Origin of the sequence: Citrobacter sp. H12-3-2 (assembly GCF_009649895.1) — a bacterium.
In the GTDB taxonomy this organism is placed as follows: Bacteria; Pseudomonadota; Gammaproteobacteria; order Enterobacterales; family Enterobacteriaceae; genus Citrobacter; species Citrobacter portucalensis.
In genome coordinates this window covers 3747122-3762726 of sequence record NZ_CP045837.1, presented here as the reverse complement: position 1 = coordinate 3762726, position 15605 = coordinate 3747122, and the positions used below count along the sequence as shown (strand labels likewise).

Here is a 15605-nt window from a genome sequence, read left to right as displayed (position 1 = left end):
AGGAGATGTTATGTCGACGGTTTCCCGTCTTTACCCCTTGTCCGGTCTGGCAGCATTAGTGCTGGTGGGATGCAGTAGTCAACCCGCGCAGCCGCTAAAAAAAGGGGAGAAAGCCGTCGATGTGGCGAGCGTGGTGCGCCAGAAAATGCCCGCCAGCGTGAAAGACCGGGACGCATGGGCGCAGGATTTGGCAAAGACCTTTGAAAGCCAGAAGCTGGCACCAACGGTTGAAAATATCTGTTCGGTGCTGGCGGTAGCGCAGCAGGAGTCAAACTTCCAGGCCGATCCGGCTGTTCCTGGTTTAAGCAAAATCGCCTGGAAAGAGATTGACCGTCGCGCAGAACGCATGCATATCCCGCTGTTTGTCGTGCATACCGCGCTAAAGATTAACTCGCCAACGGGGAAAAGCTACAGCGAGCGTCTGGATACGGTGAAGACGGAAAAACAGCTTAGTGCCATCTTTGATGATTTCATCAACATGGTACCGATGGGGCAGACATTGTTCGGATCGCTTAATCCGATACATACCGGTGGTCCAATGCAGGTCAGTATCGCGTTTGCTGAGCAGCACACCAGCGGGTATCCGTGGAAAATGGCGGGGACGGTACGTCAGGAAGTGTTTAGCCGCCGTGGTGGGTTGTGGTTCGGTACGTATCATCTGCTCAACTACCCGGCGAATTACAGTGCGCCAATCTTCCGCTTCGCCGATTTTAATGCCGGATGGTATGCGAGCCGCAATGCAGCTTTCCAGAATGCGGTCAGTAAAGCCAGCGGAGTGAAGCTGGCGATGGACGGGGATCTGATTCTCTATGGCAGCAGTGAGCCGGGCAAAACGGAGCTGGCGGTACGTAAACTGGCCGGGAAGCTAGGGATGAGCGAGAGTGAGATCCGCCGTCAACTGCAAAAAGGTGACAGCCTGGCCTTTGAAAAAACCGCATTGTACGAAAAGGTTTATAAGCTGGCGGAAGCGAAGACCGGGAAAACGTTACCCCGTGAAATGCTGCCGGGCATTCAACTGGAAAGCCCGAAGATCACGCGTAATCTGACTACTGCGTGGTTTGCTAAACGGGTGGACGATCGTCGGGCGAAGTGTATGAATCAGTCATCTTTATGATGACGGTGACGCCAGCGCATGACCGCCGCTATGACGCCAAGAATCAGGCTTCCGGCCAGGAAGGGGATCAGTCCAAAGAGGGTACCGACGCCTAAACCGATTTCAACCCGCGGGCGTCCTGTCTCCTGCATTTGCAGCTGCATCAGTTCTTCATAGATGCCGGGCGCGTGGGCCAACAGATTTAAAATCTGTGCACCCGCCCAGAAGCAAAACAGCACAAATACGGCATACGCAATGTTGCCGGGCAGGGAGGAGGGATCCCGATGCTTGCCCTTAAACAGGGATTTTGAGAGCGTAAAATCAGCCATAAAGACCTCCGGAAATAACCTGCTTTTTTTGACGTAATGCCTGGAACTGAGAGTGAGTCTGACAGGTGATCGGCAATGTCAATATCAGAATGATGGTAATTTCAGGTAGAGATTATTCCTGGATTTCGGTTTTTTGTTGGCGGTCACAATTATGTAACCTTAAGTTAAACTGAGTTACATTTAAGAAATTATGCACAGGCCACAGACGCCCTCGGGGAAATGTGCGAGGATGCCTCCCTGTGTTGTATTTTCACCGGAGCTGTTATGAACCTGCCTGTAAAAATCCGCCGAGACTGGCACTACTATGCCTTCGCTATTGGGCTTATCTTTATTCTGAATGGCGTGGTGGGGTTATTAGGTTTTAAAGCGCAGGGATGGCAAACTTATGCGGTGGGGCTGGTGAGCTGGGTGATTAGCTTTTGGCTGGCCGGATTAATCATCCGTCGCCGCGTTGAAGATGATGAAGCAAAGGATGCCCAATAGCTCTATCAGGCATCCTGACGGGTTTACATACTGGTTTTCAGCGCGCTATCCGCAGCATGGCGTTCCAGCGCCAGTTCGATCAGGCGAGTGATCAAATCGGTATAGCCTAAACCGCTCGCCTGCCACAGCTTCGGATACATACTGATGTTGGTAAAGCCAGGCAGCGTGTTGATCTCATTGATCACAACGTCGTTTTCAGCAGTTAAGAAGACGTCCACGCGCGCCATGCCGGCACAGCCCAGAGTCTGGTAGGCCTGAATGGCGATTTCGCGGATCTTATCGTTAATCTCTGGCGCAATTGCTGCTGGAACGACAACTTTGGCACCGTTATCGTCAATGTATTTAGTGTCGTAAGCGTAAAAATCGCTGTTCAGCACGATCTCACCACAGGTACTGGCCTGCGGATGATCGTTGCCCAGTACCGCACATTCGATCTCGCGACCTTTGATCCCTTGCTCCACAACGACTTTATGATCGAATTCAAATGCCAGCGCGACGGCCTGATCGTATTGGGCTTCGCTGGTTACTTTACTGACGCCAACGGACGATCCCTGGTTGGCCGGTTTTACAAACAGCGGCAGACCCAGGCGGGATTCCACTTCACTAAAGCTGATGCTGTTGCGATTCGCGCGAGTGAGCGTAATAAATGGCGCGATGTTTAACCCGGCATCACGCAGCAGACGTTTGGTCACGTCTTTATCCATACAGGCAGCAGAACCCAGCACATCAGAACCGACAAACGGCAGGTTCGCCACGCGCAGCATGCCCTGCAGAGAGCCATCTTCACCCAAAGTACCGTGTACGATTGGGAAAATAACATCGACCGTCGGCAGTGGTTGACCGTTTTGTGCATCGATCAACTGGTGCTCTTGTTTACCGGGTACCTGCGCCAGGCTGGTTTCAGAAGGCCGCAACGCAATATGCGCCGGATCGTCTGAATTGAGCAGATAGTTACTGGCATCGCTGACGTGCCATTGCCCTTGTTTATCAATACCTAACAGCACAACGTCAAAGCGAGTCTTGTCGATGGCATCGACAATATTTTTTGCCGATTGCAATGACACTTCATGTTCCGCTGATTTACCACCAAATACGATTCCTACCCGCAACTTTGCCATCTTAAAAACCCATTCCATGAATGCAAAGCACATACATTACCACGACAAAACGCAGGTTTCCTCGGCTTCTGGCAGATTGTTTTGGCGAATGACAGGGGATTAGAAGGGGACATACACGCAGATCGCGCGGGAAGCACAATCCCCTGTTTATAACATGGGTTTGATATGAGCTGTATCACAAATATGATGAGCGGGAAGATAAAATCCTAAACTGTGATTTATCGCACCTGTGGATCCTTATTCAGCTAAGTAATTTGTTAAGCTGCTCGCAGTTTTCAGCTACTTATCGTTATGAGTCCTTATGGAATCCTGGAGAGTTAACCTTATTTCCGTTTGGTTCGGGTGCTTTTTTACCGGACTGGCGATTAGCCAAATCTTGCCTTTTTTACCACTCTATATCTCCCAACTGGGCGTGACCTCGCATGAAGCGCTATCAATGTGGTCCGGATTAACGTTCAGCGTCACCTTCCTGATTTCAGCCATTGTTTCTCCGATGTGGGGCAGTCTGGCCGACCGCAAAGGACGCAAGCTGATGCTGCTGCGGGCCTCACTGGGGATGGCCATTGCGATTTTGCTACAGGCATTTGCCACTAACGTCTGGCAGCTTTTTCTGCTGCGCGGGGTGATGGGGTTAACCTCCGGCTATATTCCTAATGCGATGGCGCTGGTTGCGTCCCAGGTTCCACGCGAGCGCAGCGGCTGGGCGCTGAGTACGCTCTCTACGGCGCAAATTAGCGGCGTCATTGGCGGACCGCTGATGGGAGGCTTTATCGCCGATCATGTTGGCTTACGGGCGGTATTCTGTATTACCGCCGCCTTGCTGGTGGTGAGTTTTCTGGTCACACTGTTCTTGATCAAAGAGGGCGTTCGCCCGACGATTAAAAAAAGCGAACGTCTGAGTGGGAAGGCCGTGTTTGCCTCGCTTTTGCATCCGGCGTTGGTGATCAGCTTGTTTTTTACCACCATGGTGATTCAACTGTGTAACGGCTCAATTGGGCCTATTCTGGCGCTATTTATTAAATCAATGGTCCCGGACAGTTCGAATATTGCTTTTCTCAGTGGGCTGATTGCCTCAGTACCGGGCATTTCTGCTCTGATTTCCGCGCCTCGACTTGGTAAATTAGGCGACCGTATTGGTACTGAGCGGATTTTAATGGCGACGTTAATCTTCGCGGTGGTGCTGTTTTTCGCCATGTCGTGGGTCACCACGCCGTTGCAGTTGGGAATTTTACGTTTTCTGCTCGGCTTTGCTGATGGTGCGATGTTGCCGGCGGTGCAGACGCTGCTGGTGAAATACTCCAGCGACCAGATAACCGGACGCATCTTTGGCTATAACCAGTCATTTATGTACCTTGGCAACGTCGCCGGGCCATTGATGGGTGCAACGGTATCGGCTATGGCGGGATTTCGTTGGGTGTTCATTGCTACAGCAAGCATTGTGCTTATCAATATCTGGCAACTGGCTATCGCGTTGCGACGTCGGCGCGGGGTTCGTTGAGTTCCTGATTAACAACGCTGCCTGTCAGCGTTGTTAATTCATAAGTGTGTATTATATATTTGTGTGATTATTACTTTTCTTACCTTTTTATATTGAATCATTCTGCATCCAGACGCATTTACCCTTATTTTGTGTTGTGATTGTTTTCTCAAATCTTTTTATTCCTTATAAAAATACAACTTTCATCCTCTAGGCAGTCGTGAGCCTTAATGATAACGTGGCCCATATTTTGTTAAGGGAATAGGCAAATGAAAAACCTCGTCACAGAGTTGTTACTTAAGCTCGCGCAAAAAGAAGAAGAATCGCAAGATCTGGCGGCACAGGTCGAAACGTTAGAGCGGGTAATCATCGAAATGCTGCGCAATATGGCGTGGAACGATCGGCAAATATTTATTCGTCAAATTGAGGGGGCGCTGGCTGGCGGAAACCGCATGCCCGCGTTTCTGACGAACATACATAATGCTGGCGAGTGCGTACCAAAAGCGTTGTGATCCATCTGTGTTGGGGTAACCACAAATTATCATAAAAGTGTCACATCAAATACTTATAGTCGCTTTGTTTTAATTTTACCGTATTTATACATGGAGAATATAAAGTGAAACAAAGCGCTCTGGCTATTGCCCTGTTACCTTTGCTGTTTACCCCGGTTATTAATGCAGAAACATCTACTGTAGCGGTTATGGATAATCGTGCTGCTCAGGGAGATATCACCACGCCGGGTGGCGCTCGCCGATTGTCTGCCGATCAAACGGCGGCTCTGCGCGAATCCCTGAACGATAAACCAGCCAAAAATATAATTTTACTGATTGGCGATGGGATGGGCGATTCCGAAATAACGGCAGCGCGAAATTATGCTGAAGGCGCGGGCGGCTTTTTTAAAGGTATTGATGCTTTACCGCTGACCGGGCAATACACGCATTATGCGTTGGATAAGAAAACGGGCAAGCCCGATTATGTGACAGATTCAGCAGCATCTGCGACAGCATGGACAACCGGCGTGAAGACCTATAATGGGGCACTGGGTGTGGATATTCATGAAAAAGATCACACCACGATTCTGGAAATGGCCAAAGCGGCAGGTCTGGCGACAGGCAACGTTTCCACGGCTGAATTACAGGATGCCACGCCGGCCGCACTGGTTGCCCATGTCACTTCGCGTAAATGCTATGGCCCGAGCGTGACGGCTGAAAAATGCCCGACGAACGCGCTGGAAAAAGGCGGTAAAGGGTCAATTACCGAACAATTATTGAATGCTCGTGCGGATGTTACGTTAGGCGGCGGGGCAAAGACTTTTACTGAAACCGCTACGGCAGGTGAGTGGCAGGGTAAAACGCTGCGAGAACAAGCCCAGGCCCGTGGTTACCAGATGGTGAGTGATGCCGCGACGCTGGCGGCTGTTAGCGAAGCGAATCAGGATAAACCGCTGTTGGGTCTGTTCTCAGACGGTAATATGCCAGTGCGTTGGGAAGGGCCGAAAGCGTCTTATCACGGCAACCTGGATAAGCCGGTAGTGACCTGTACGCCAAATCCAAAACGTAACGACAGCGTGCCAACGCTGGCGCAGATGACGGATAAAGCGATTGAGCTGTTAAGCAAAAATGAGAAAGGTTTCTTCCTGCAAGTAGAAGGCGCGTCAATCGACAAACAAGATCATGCCGCTAACCCGTGTGGACAAATTGGTGAAACGGTCGATCTGGATGAAGCAGTGCAGCGTGCACTTGCCTTTGCGAAGAAAGATGGCAACACCCTGGTTGTGGTAACCGCTGACCACGCGCATGCCAGCCAGATCGTCGCACCGGATACCAAAGCGCCAGGTTTGACGCAGGCGCTGAACACTAAAGATGGCGCGGTGATGGTCATTAGCTATGGCAACTCTGAAGAAGAGTCCCAGGAGCACACCGGCAGCCAACTGCGTATTGCAGCCTATGGCCCTCATGCGGCGAATGTGGTTGGCCTGACCGATCAAACCGATCTGTTTTACACCATGAAAGCGGCGTTAGGACTGAAATAAGCTGATACCCGGCGGCAATACTTTTGCCGTCGGGTGGTATTTTTATCGTTAGCAGCCAAACTTACCTGTGTGTCGTCGTTCAGAAAAGGATGGTGCTATGAAAATTACATTATTAATGACGTTACTTTTTGGTCTGATTTTTTTAACTACCGTCGGTGCTGCCGAGAAGACGTTAACCCCGCAACAACAGCGTATGACCACCTGCAATCAGCAGGCCACGGCGCAGACCTTAAAAGGGGATGCGCGTAAGACCTATATGAGTGATTGCCTGAAAAACAGTAAATCTGCACCTGAGGAAAAGAGCCTGACGCCACAGCAACAGAAAATGCGTGAATGCAACGTCAAGGCGACGGAACAGTCTCTGAAAGGCGATGATCGTAATAAGTTTATGAGCGCTTGCCTGAAAAAATCTGCTTAGCACTTCCGGGTGAGCAGGTAAAATCGCTCACCCGAAATATCATACTTCCGCCACCAGACCCCTTCCTATAATTTGGGAAATTTGTTTCAGAATATTCCCAAATACGATGAATGATGAAAACTTTTATCAAAAGAAGGTCGTCCCGAATGAAGCATTTATATTGCTTCATCAAAATGACCACCAACGTTCCGGTCTGCGATTTGCCCGACGAATCAGGCTGCCGCGAGCGGTGGGACTGGGGGGAATGTTTTTCCCTATCGCGTCGGTATTAGTTTCTCAGCCAATAACCGGAGGCTGGTGGCTTTTGCTGGTGGGATGGGCGTTTGTCTGGCCGCATCTGGCATGGCAATTGGCAAGTAAAGCTATCGATCCACTGCATAGCGAATATACCAACTTAAAAGCCGATGCCATCCTCGCCGGGATGTGGATGGGGATTATGGGGATAAACTTGCTGCCATCCACGGCGCTGTTGATGATTATCTGTATCAACCTGATGGGCGCAGGGGGTATGCGTGTCTTCATCGCAGGCGCCGTGTTGATGGTGGTTTCCTGCCTGGTGACGTTACAGTTAACGGATATTCCCGTGGCTTTTAGCAGTACGCAACTGAGTGTGCTGCTGTCGCTGCCGGTGTTAGTGGTTTACCCGTTGCTATTTGCCTGGGTGAGTTACCAGACGCTCATCAGGCTGGCAGAACATAAACGTCGCTTACAGGTTATGAGTACGCGAGATGGGATGACCGGGGTTTATAACCGACGTCATTGGGAACTGTTGCTGCGGAATGAATTTGATAATTGCCGCCGCCATCAGCGTGATGCCACGCTCCTTATCATCGATATCGACCATTTTAAGAGTATCAATGATACCTGGGGCCATGACGTCGGGGATCAGGCCATTGTTGCACTGACCCGCCAGTTACAGATGACCTTACGCGGTAGCGATGTGATTGGTCGCTTTGGCGGTGATGAGTTTGCGGTAATCATGTGTGGCACGTCAGCGAGCAGCGCGATTGCAGCGATGTCTCGTGTTCACGAACGGCTTACCCAACTGCGTTTATCTTGCGCGCCGCAGGTTGACCTGCGCATTAGCGTGGGCGTTGCGCCGCTGACGTCTGAAACTGAACACTATCGAGAATGGTTAAAATCAGCAGATATGGCTCTCTACAAAGCAAAGAATTCCGGACGTAACCGCACTGAAGCGGCGGCCTGACGTCCGGCGGTGTTAACTCAGGAGCGGCTGAGTTTTTCCGACTGCTCCATGCACTTAATCATCGCTTCAATCACCGATGAACGGAAACCGCGTTCTTCCAGGACGCGTACCGCCTCAATGGTGGTTCCACCCGGCGAGCACACCATATCCTTCAATTCGCCAGGATGTTTACCCGTTTCCAGAACCATCTTCGCCGAACCCATTACCGCTTGTGCTGCAAATTTATAAGCCTGTGCGCGGGGCATCCCCCCCTGAACGGCGGCATCTGCCATCGCTTCGATAAACATAAATACATAGGCCGGTGCTGAACCGCTGACGCCAACGACCGGATGAATCATTGCCTCCGCAATGACTTCAGCTTCGCCAAAGCAGCGGAAGATATTGAGCACGTCGGCCGTATCTTCCGGCGTGACTAAGGCGTTTGGCGTGACGGAGGTCATTCCGGCGTTCACCAGCGATGGCGTGTTTGGCATCGCGCGAATGATTTTACGGTCATGACCCAGCGCGCGGGCAAGTTGATCGAGGGTAACACCGGCGGCAATCGAGACGACAAGGGAATCTTTGTTCAGGCTGGAGGTAATTTCGCTCAGCACCTTAATCATGATGCCTGGTTTTACGGCCCCAAAAACAATATCAGCGATTTGCGCGACTTCTTGTGCAGACTGCGCCGCATTAATGCCGTACTGGTCGTGTAGCGCGGCGACCTTATCGGGGGAAGGGGTGTAGACCCAGATTTGTCCGGGGAGAACCTGGCCGCTGGCGATCATGCCGCCAAGAATGGCTTTGCCCATATTACCGCAGCCGATAAAACCAATTTTCTTGTCCATCTTGTCACTCCCTATGGATGATATTCATTGTTTTATACCCGTCATACTTCAAGTTGCATGTGCGTTGGCTGCGTTCGCTCACCCGAATCACTTACCAGAGTAAGCTCATCGGGACTCACTCTCTTGCCGCCTGCCTGCAACCCGAATTATTTAGGGTAAATCTGGGAAAGCTAAGCTTAGCGCGGAATGAATATGTTCAGAAGGAGAAACAGCACTTTGCCTGAAAGTAAAAGCACGCGACAATGTGCGACAGCACACCAGTGGGGAGAAGCTATGACAATATGGGTGGATGCCGATGCGTGTCCGAATGTGATTAAAGACATTTTGTACCGCGCCTCTGAGCGCATGCAAATGCCGCTTGTTTTGGTGGCCAACCAAAGCCTGCGCGTCCCGCCTTCGCGTTTCATCAGCACATTACGTGTGCCTGCGGGCTTTGACGTGGCTGATAACGAGATTGTGCGTCAGTGCAGCGCCGGTGATTTAGTGATAACGGCAGATATTCCGCTGGCGGCTGAAGTGATTGAAAAAGGTGCGGCGGCGCTTAACCCGCGCGGCGAACGTTATACCGAAGCGACGATCCGTGAGCGTCTGATGATGCGTGATTTTATGGATACACTGCGTGCCAGCGGTATCCAGACCGGGGGGCCGGACAGCCTTTCGCCCCGCGACAGACAGCATTTTGCGGCTGAACTGGATAAGTGGTGGCTGGAAGTTCAGCGTAGAAAATAGAGTGTGTAATTTATTATTTACACTTTATTCATTGTGAATTCTTGTTATAGTAGGGGTTAACTCATCTTGCCATTCTTTCTGTAATTTTTTCTTTACGGTTTTGGCGATGTACTAGTTTGATGATATGATTATATTTTTAACCGCATCAGATCCCGCTTGTTGGCGGCTCTCTGGGGAAATTCTGTGATGACGCAACCTCTTTTTCTTGTTGGCCCCCGGGGGTGTGGTAAGACGACAACCGGTATGGCGCTGGCAAAGGCTATTGATTTCCAGTTCGTTGATACCGATCGCTGGTTGCAATCGCACGTGCAAATGACCGTGGCGGAAATCGTCGAAAGAGAAGGATGGGAAGGGTTTCGTGCCCAGGAAACGACCGCTCTGCAGGCTGTTACAGCTCCTGCCACGGTTGTTGCGACCGGCGGCGGTATCATTCTTACCGAATTTAATCGTCATTACATGCGCAGCCACGGCGTGGTTATCTATCTAAGCGCACCGGTATCGGTACTGGTTGATCGTCTGGAGGCCACGCCTGAAGAAGGATTACGACCGACTCTAACCGGCAAACCGTTGACCGAAGAGGTTCAGGAAGTGCTCGCCCAGCGTGATGTTCTGTATCGTGAGGCTGCGCACTATATCGTTGATGCCACCAATCCGCCTTCGCAGGTAGTGGAAGACATTCTTGGGATACTGGCGCAGGCAGCGCCACGGTTGCAGGGCGGTGTCTATACTTAATGTTCATCCAGTGAAAAGGAAGAACTATGCCGACACAACCACCTTACCCACGTCAAGCGACCATTGTTACGGTTGAAAAAGGGACGCCAGGCCAGACGGTAACCTGGTATCAACTTCGTGCCGACCACCCTAAACCGAATTCGTTGATCAGTGAGCATCCTTCAGCTCAGGAAGCGATGGATGCTAAAAAACGCTACGAAGACCCCGATAAAACCTGATATGAAGACCGCTCTGGCACGAGTCTTAAAAGTGCCAGTCCGGGCGTGCATCACATTATTTTAAATTTCGCCGTATACAGTAAAAATTGAAAATTAAACAATAACAATCCAGTACTGGAATGATCTGGAATCTTTACACAATACACCGCCGATCTACTGCTACGCTTTTGAGCATTTGTAGCACAGGTCAGCGCCCGGCACTTATCCGGGATTTCACAGCAAAGTAAGAAGACGGTGGAGCAACAAATGAGTACGTCGTTGGCTATCCTCACGATTGGCGTTGTGCCGATGTGTGAGATGTTACCGCTCCTGACGGAATATATTGATGAACAGCACATTACTCACCACAGTCTGCTGGGGCAGATGCAGCGAGAAGATGTGATGGCCGAGTACGGGGCTTCACCCGGTGACGAGCTGTTATTAACGCTGCTTAGCGACCACCAACTTGCTCATGTCTCACGTCAGAAAGTGGAACGCTCGCTGCAAAGCATTGTGGAGGTGCTCGATAATCAGGGATTTGATGTGATCCTGCTGATGAGTACCGCCTCAATCACCCGTCTGACCGCCCGCAATAGTATCTTGTTGGAACCTATACGCATTATTCCCCCGTTAGTGGCTTCGATTGTCGAAGGGCATCAGGTTGGGGTCATTGTACCTGTTGCTGAATTGCTCAAAGCCCAGACACAAAAGTGGCAGGTGTTACAAACTCCGCCAGTGTACGCCGTGGCGAATCCAGTAGAAGGTTCTGAACAACAGCTGATTGATGCCGGGAAATATCTCCTTGAGCAAGGTGCTGATGTTCTTATGCTGGACTGCCTGGGGTTTCATCAACGTCATCGTGATTTACTGCAAAAGTCGCTGGATGTCCCGGTTCTGCTGTCCAATGTGTTGATTGCCCGACTGGCTTCGGAATTGCTGGCGTAATTTTGCGTGACAGGTGGAACGTCAGCCCCCTATATTGGGTATTAACTTAATCACGAGATAGGGCCAGTTGTATGCTTCAAAGTAATGAATACTTTTCCGGCAAAGTAAAATCGATCGGTTTTACCAGCAGCAGTACTGGCCGCGCCAGTGTAGGCGTGATGGCTGAAGGTGAATATACCTTTGGTACTGCGGCGCCTGAAGAGATGACGGTAGTTAGTGGCGCACTGAACGTGCTGCTGCCAGGGGAAACCGAGTGGAAAGTGTATGCCGCAGGAGACGTGTTTAACGTACCGGGCAACAGCGAGTTTCATCTGCAGGTAGCAGAGCCAACATCCTATCTTTGCCGTTACCTGTAAGCGTAAAAATGACGAATGGCGATATTGAGTCGCCATTCGCTAAACACAGCTTAACGTTGCGCTTCGCCGCCTAATCCTTCCACCAGACTTTTAATCAGCGCCGCCAGTTCACCTGTCATCAGGATGAAATCGGCATCAAAACGCTGAGCATAATCTTCGCGGTCGATATCTTCATTCTGATCGCGCAGCTCGTCGCTGAACTTCAGGCGCTTAATGGAGCCGTCGTCACACATAACGAACTGAATGCGCTGCTGCCAGTCGAGGGCCAGCTTAGTGACCAGTTTGCCCGCTTCGATATGCACGGCGATTTCGTCGCAGACCAGATCCTGTTTTTTCGCGCGGATCACACCGCCGTCTTCAAGGATCGCTTTCAGTTCAGCTTCATCCAGCAGTTGGAAGCCCTGCGCCGTGGTGCCGGAGCGAACCCATTCAGTCAGCGTCAGCTCAATAGGGTTTTCCATCGTCAGCGGAACGACCGGCAGCGAACCGAGACTCTTACGCAGCAGCGCCAGCGTATCTTCGGCTTTTTTCGCGCTCGCACAATCAACCATGATCAGATCGTTGACGGTATCGATCCACATCATTGTCTGGCTGAAGCGGCTAAAGGCGCGCGGCAGCAATGAGTGCAGAACTTCATCTTTCAGCGAGTCTTTTTCGGTCTTCTTAAGTTTGCGACCTTGCTCAGCTTCCAGTTTGAATATTTTGGCTTCCAGCGCCTGTTTGATAACCGGCGACGGCAGAATTTTTTCTTCTTTGCGGGCGCAGATAATAATTTGGCCATTGGCGGTATGCGTTAATGCATCGCTGTGCGATCCCATCGGCGGAACCCAGCCCATTTTTGCCATATCCTGGCTACCGCAAGGGGTGAACGTCATTGATGCCAGCTGTTTTTCCATCTCTTCGGCTCGCAAAGAAACATCGCGGCTAAGACGGTAAACCATTAAATTTTTGAACCACAGCATGATAATTTCCACGGCCTTGTCGTTAAATCCAGCGGGCATGATAGCGAATTGTCGCTATGCTTGCATTGTTAATCGGGAAGAGGAGCAAACAGTGCGTATAGGTATCGATTTGGGCGGTACGAAAACGGAAGTTATTGCGCTTGGCGATGCGGGCGAACAGCTTTTTCGCCATCGCCTGCCCACGCCGCGTGATGATTATCGGCAAACGATAGAAACCATCGCCACGCTGGTGGAGATGGCGGAAAACGCCACCGGGCAGACGGGAACCGTGGGAATGGGCATTCCAGGTTCAATCTCGCCCTACACCGGGGTGGTAAAGAATGCCAACTCGACCTGGCTTAACGGACAACCTTTTGACAAAGACCTGAGTTCGCGTCTGAATCGTGAAGTGCGGTTGGCAAATGATGCCAACTGTCTGGCGGTTTCAGAAGCGGTGGATGGTGCGGCGGCCGGGGCGCAAACCGTGTTTGCGGTGATTATCGGCACTGGATGTGGCGCAGGCGTGGCACTGAATGGTCGGGCGCACACGGGCGGTAACGGTACCGCGGGTGAGTGGGGGCATAATCCGCTGCCATGGATGGACGAAGATGAGCTGCGTTTCCGACAGGAAGTCCCCTGTTATTGCGGTAAACAAGGCTGCATTGAAACCTTCATTTCCGGGACCGGCTTTGCCACCGACTACCAGCGTCTGAGCGGTAAGCAGCTCAAAGGCAATGAAATTATCAGCCTTGTTACTGCGCAGGATGCTCTTGCGGAGCAGGCGTTGAGCCGCTATGAGCGTCGTCTGGCGAAATCACTGGCACATGTGGTGAATATTCTCGATCCGGACGTCATTGTGCTGGGGGGCGGAATGAGCAATGTCGACCGGCTGTATCAAAACGTTCCGACGTTGATTAAGCAGTTTGTCTTTGGCGGCGAATGCGAAACGCCTCTACGCAAGGCGCTACACGGGGATTCCAGCGGTGTACGCGGTGCGGCCTGGCTGTGGCCGCAGGAGTAAGGTTCGCGTAGCCGGGTAGCGCAGATGCTATCCGGCAGCGTGTGTCATCTGGGGTACTGCGCGCTTCAGGCGACCGTACAGCAACAGTGACGACATCGCAGAAAACGACAGCAGTGCCGCCGGCAGCGTCACGTAGTTGTAGGCAAAGCCCAGTGTCAGCATCATGCCACCGCTGTAGGCGCCAATCGCGCTGCCGAGGTTAAAGGCAATTTGCCCGCCAGCAGCACCCAGCAGCTCCCCTCCTTTAGCATTTCGCAGCAATAAAATTTGCAGCGGTGCCGACAGGGCAAACAGGCCCGCGCAGCAAATAAAAGCGAAGGTCAGCGACGCGGCTTTGATCCCGCCAAAGGCAAAGAGCAACAGCAGAGCCAGCACAATCACGAAGTCGGTTATCACCGCAATGCGCAGCGGCGTATAGCGACCAGACAGCCGACCGCTCAGCAGATTTCCCAACACCATTCCTAATCCTACCAGCATCATGATGAAGGTCATCAGCGCTTCGGAAAAGCCGGAGATGAACATCATGTACGGTTTGACGTAGCTGAACCAGGCGAAAACCCCGGCGTTACCAAACATGGTGGCGGAGAAAATGAGCCACGGGGCGGGGCTTTTCAAAAAGTGAAATTGTTCGCGCAGGTTTCCTTTTGCTTCATCGCTGATGTTGGGTACCCAAAAAGCGACCGAGACCATCACGGCGATATTAAAGACGGCAATCAGCAGGAACGTATAGCGCCAGCTAAATTCCTGACTCAGCCAGGTGCCGACGGGAATGCCAACCAGATTGGCAACGGTCATCCCCGAAATCATGCCCGCGACAGCGGCGGTGACTTTTCCCGGGCGGGCGAGCTTCGACAGGATAATTGCGCCAACGCCAAAAAACGCGCCGTGCGGGAAGCCTGAAACCAGCCTGCCTACCGCCAGCATAAAATACGAGGAGGAGAGGGTGAAAATGGCGTTGCCAATCACACACAGCGTGACCAGAAACAGCAGAATATGCTTGAGCGAAAAGCGGCTGGAAAAGAGTGCAATAATGGGCGCGCCAAGCACCACGCCAAAGGCGTAAAACGAAATCATATGGCCAGCGGCAGGAATGGAGATTCCCACGTCCCGCGCCAATTCGGTGAGTACACCCATGATGCCAAACTCGGCCATGCCCAGCCCAAACGTCCCCAGGGCTAAAGAGAAAATGACTTTTTTCATACCACCTGTCATACACAGCAACAACAGCTAAGTAGGGCTAATGCTATCATATTTGTGAAGTCTGAACGAACGATTGCAATTATTCTTGAAAGCAATTATTTGCATGTTAGATGCCGATAACATACGGACTCGGAATTGTAGTCTTTTCAATATATAAAATACACTAAAATAATGTTTTATTGATGGGCGGTTTCTGGTTGGGAATGGGTTGTTGTATTCATAACGAATATGAATCGATAGTGATTTATTTTTTATATATAAAACGCATAGCTATAAATTATTTAAATATTGTTTTTCTTTGTGTGATTAATTTATTTTAACTTACTGTTTTATAATGGTATTGTTTTTTGTCTTTGTGCTATTGATGAAATAAAAATCATATTATATTATATATGCCGACCACAATATCCATTGGGTTAGAACGCATAAGATTCTATCTTTCGGACCTCTTCTGAGGACTGTTTGGGATTTTTATATGCAAAAGTCTTTGGCGGGAATTT

At 51.0% G+C, this 15605-nt stretch carries 18 protein-coding genes; 13 read left to right on the top strand and 5 right to left on the bottom strand.

Going from position 1 to position 15605, the window contains the following annotated elements; all coding sequences use genetic code 11:
* Window positions 1-10 precede the first annotated feature (10 nt).
* Window positions 11-1114, top strand: a complete 1104-nt coding sequence (locus tag GHC22_RS18040; protein ID WP_153753670.1) for a DUF1615 domain-containing protein — start codon at window positions 11-13, stop codon at window positions 1112-1114.
* On the opposite strand, the gene GHC22_RS18035 is transcribed toward GHC22_RS18040, so the two are convergent.
* Window positions 1099-1422, bottom strand: coding sequence for a DUF2755 family protein (locus tag GHC22_RS18035; RefSeq protein ID WP_032942507.1), 324 nt, complete (start codon window positions 1420-1422; stop codon window positions 1099-1101). The two genes, GHC22_RS18040 and GHC22_RS18035, sit on opposite strands and share 16 nt — an antisense overlap.
* Before the next feature lie 264 nt (window positions 1423-1686).
* On the opposite strand from GHC22_RS18035, the gene GHC22_RS18030 reads away from it, so the two are divergent.
* Complete coding sequence (locus GHC22_RS18030) at window positions 1687-1905, top strand: DUF2754 family protein (protein WP_153753669.1); 219 nt, start codon at window positions 1687-1689, stop codon at window positions 1903-1905.
* Between the two features lie 23 nt (window positions 1906-1928).
* On the opposite strand, the gene ddlA is transcribed toward GHC22_RS18030, so the two are convergent.
* Complete coding sequence (ddlA, locus tag GHC22_RS18025) at window positions 1929-3023, bottom strand: D-alanine--D-alanine ligase (RefSeq protein WP_153753668.1); 1095 nt, start codon at window positions 3021-3023, stop codon at window positions 1929-1931.
* Between the two features lie 301 nt (window positions 3024-3324).
* Between ddlA and GHC22_RS18020 the strand changes: the two genes are divergently transcribed.
* The 5 genes from GHC22_RS18020 to adrA all read left to right on the top strand — a co-directional run bounded on the left by GHC22_RS18020 (window position 3325) and on the right by adrA (window position 8157).
* Window positions 3325-4521, top strand: coding sequence for a multidrug efflux MFS transporter (locus GHC22_RS18020; protein WP_153753667.1), 1197 nt, complete (start codon window positions 3325-3327; stop codon window positions 4519-4521).
* Window positions 4522-4769: 248 nt separating this feature from the next.
* Complete coding sequence (locus GHC22_RS18015) at window positions 4770-5012, top strand: sigma-S stabilization anti-adapter protein IraP (RefSeq protein WP_079935136.1); 243 nt, start codon at window positions 4770-4772, stop codon at window positions 5010-5012.
* Window positions 5013-5116: 104 nt separating this feature from the next.
* Window positions 5117-6532: an alkaline phosphatase gene (gene phoA, locus GHC22_RS18010; protein ID WP_008783904.1), complete on the top strand. Its 1416-nt coding sequence runs from the start codon at window positions 5117-5119 to the stop codon at window positions 6530-6532.
* Window positions 6533-6629: 97 nt separating this feature from the next.
* The gene (psiF, locus tag GHC22_RS18005) at window positions 6630-6950 is read left to right on the top strand and encodes a phosphate starvation-inducible protein PsiF (protein WP_003830956.1); all 321 of its coding nucleotides are present in this window, start codon (window positions 6630-6632) and stop codon (window positions 6948-6950) included.
* A 91-nt stretch (window positions 6951-7041) separates the two neighbouring features.
* A complete protein-coding gene (adrA, locus tag GHC22_RS18000) occupies window positions 7042-8157 on the top strand; it encodes a diguanylate cyclase AdrA (RefSeq protein ID WP_095533161.1) in 1116 nt (371 codons plus the stop codon).
* 17 nt (window positions 8158-8174) lie between these two features.
* Here the strand turns inward: adrA and proC are convergent, their stop codons facing one another.
* On the bottom strand, window positions 8175-8984 hold the full coding sequence (gene proC, locus GHC22_RS17995; RefSeq protein WP_003021462.1) for a pyrroline-5-carboxylate reductase: 810 nt from the start codon (window positions 8982-8984) through the stop codon (window positions 8175-8177).
* A gap of 273 nt (window positions 8985-9257) precedes the next feature.
* Between proC and GHC22_RS17990 the strand changes: the two genes are divergently transcribed.
* From GHC22_RS17990 to ppnP, 5 genes are all read left to right on the top strand, one after another.
* Window positions 9258-9713, top strand: a complete 456-nt coding sequence (locus GHC22_RS17990) for a YaiI/YqxD family protein (protein ID WP_008783909.1) — start codon at window positions 9258-9260, stop codon at window positions 9711-9713.
* A 186-nt stretch (window positions 9714-9899) separates the two neighbouring features.
* A complete protein-coding gene (gene aroL, locus GHC22_RS17985; RefSeq protein ID WP_008783910.1) occupies window positions 9900-10445 on the top strand; it encodes a shikimate kinase AroL in 546 nt (181 codons plus the stop codon).
* Window positions 10446-10471: 26 nt separating this feature from the next.
* On the top strand, window positions 10472-10663 hold the full coding sequence (gene yaiA, locus GHC22_RS17980; protein ID WP_003021472.1) for a protein YaiA: 192 nt from the start codon (window positions 10472-10474) through the stop codon (window positions 10661-10663).
* A 246-nt stretch (window positions 10664-10909) separates the two neighbouring features.
* Window positions 10910-11587, top strand: a complete 678-nt coding sequence (locus tag GHC22_RS17975) for an AroM family protein (RefSeq protein WP_003830963.1) — start codon at window positions 10910-10912, stop codon at window positions 11585-11587.
* Between the two features lie 71 nt (window positions 11588-11658).
* Window positions 11659-11943, top strand: coding sequence for a pyrimidine/purine nucleoside phosphorylase (gene ppnP / locus GHC22_RS17970; protein ID WP_003021477.1), 285 nt, complete (start codon window positions 11659-11661; stop codon window positions 11941-11943).
* Between the two features lie 50 nt (window positions 11944-11993).
* On the opposite strand, the gene rdgC is transcribed toward ppnP, so the two are convergent.
* Complete coding sequence (gene rdgC / locus GHC22_RS17965) at window positions 11994-12905, bottom strand: recombination-associated protein RdgC (protein WP_003021479.1); 912 nt, start codon at window positions 12903-12905, stop codon at window positions 11994-11996.
* Window positions 12906-12996: 91 nt separating this feature from the next.
* On the opposite strand from rdgC, the gene mak reads away from it, so the two are divergent.
* Window positions 12997-13905 carry a fructokinase gene (mak, locus tag GHC22_RS17960; RefSeq protein ID WP_100272848.1) on the top strand — a complete coding sequence of 303 codons (909 nt, stop codon included), beginning with the start codon at window positions 12997-12999 and terminating at the stop codon, window positions 13903-13905.
* Window positions 13906-13932: 27 nt separating this feature from the next.
* Here mak and araJ read toward each other — a convergent pair whose 3' ends face one another.
* The gene (gene araJ, locus GHC22_RS17955) at window positions 13933-15105 is read right to left on the bottom strand and encodes an MFS transporter AraJ (RefSeq protein ID WP_153753666.1); all 1173 of its coding nucleotides are present in this window, start codon (window positions 15103-15105) and stop codon (window positions 13933-13935) included.
* Window positions 15106-15605 lie beyond the last annotated feature (500 nt).

Coding starts and splice junctions, on each gene's coding strand:
- GHC22_RS18040 (WP_153753670.1), top strand. CDS start 11: ATGTCGACGGTTTCCCGTCTTTACCCCTTGTCCGGTCTGGCAGCATTA.
- GHC22_RS18035 (WP_032942507.1), bottom strand. CDS start 1,422: ATGGCTGATTTTACGCTCTCAAAATCCCTGTTTAAGGGCAAGCATCGG.
- GHC22_RS18030 (WP_153753669.1), top strand. CDS start 1,687: ATGAACCTGCCTGTAAAAATCCGCCGAGACTGGCACTACTATGCCTTC.
- ddlA (WP_153753668.1), bottom strand. CDS start 3,023: ATGGCAAAGTTGCGGGTAGGAATCGTATTTGGTGGTAAATCAGCGGAA.
- GHC22_RS18020 (WP_153753667.1), top strand. CDS start 3,325: ATGGAATCCTGGAGAGTTAACCTTATTTCCGTTTGGTTCGGGTGCTTT.
- GHC22_RS18015 (WP_079935136.1), top strand. CDS start 4,770: ATGAAAAACCTCGTCACAGAGTTGTTACTTAAGCTCGCGCAAAAAGAA.
- psiF (WP_003830956.1), top strand. CDS start 6,630: ATGAAAATTACATTATTAATGACGTTACTTTTTGGTCTGATTTTTTTA.
- proC (WP_003021462.1), bottom strand. CDS start 8,984: ATGGACAAGAAAATTGGTTTTATCGGCTGCGGTAATATGGGCAAAGCC.
- GHC22_RS17990 (WP_008783909.1), top strand. CDS start 9,258: ATGACAATATGGGTGGATGCCGATGCGTGTCCGAATGTGATTAAAGAC.
- aroL (WP_008783910.1), top strand. CDS start 9,900: ATGACGCAACCTCTTTTTCTTGTTGGCCCCCGGGGGTGTGGTAAGACG.
- yaiA (WP_003021472.1), top strand. CDS start 10,472: ATGCCGACACAACCACCTTACCCACGTCAAGCGACCATTGTTACGGTT.
- GHC22_RS17975 (WP_003830963.1), top strand. CDS start 10,910: ATGAGTACGTCGTTGGCTATCCTCACGATTGGCGTTGTGCCGATGTGT.
- ppnP (WP_003021477.1), top strand. CDS start 11,659: ATGCTTCAAAGTAATGAATACTTTTCCGGCAAAGTAAAATCGATCGGT.
- rdgC (WP_003021479.1), bottom strand. CDS start 12,905: ATGCTGTGGTTCAAAAATTTAATGGTTTACCGTCTTAGCCGCGATGTT.
- araJ (WP_153753666.1), bottom strand. CDS start 15,105: ATGAAAAAAGTCATTTTCTCTTTAGCCCTGGGGACGTTTGGGCTGGGC.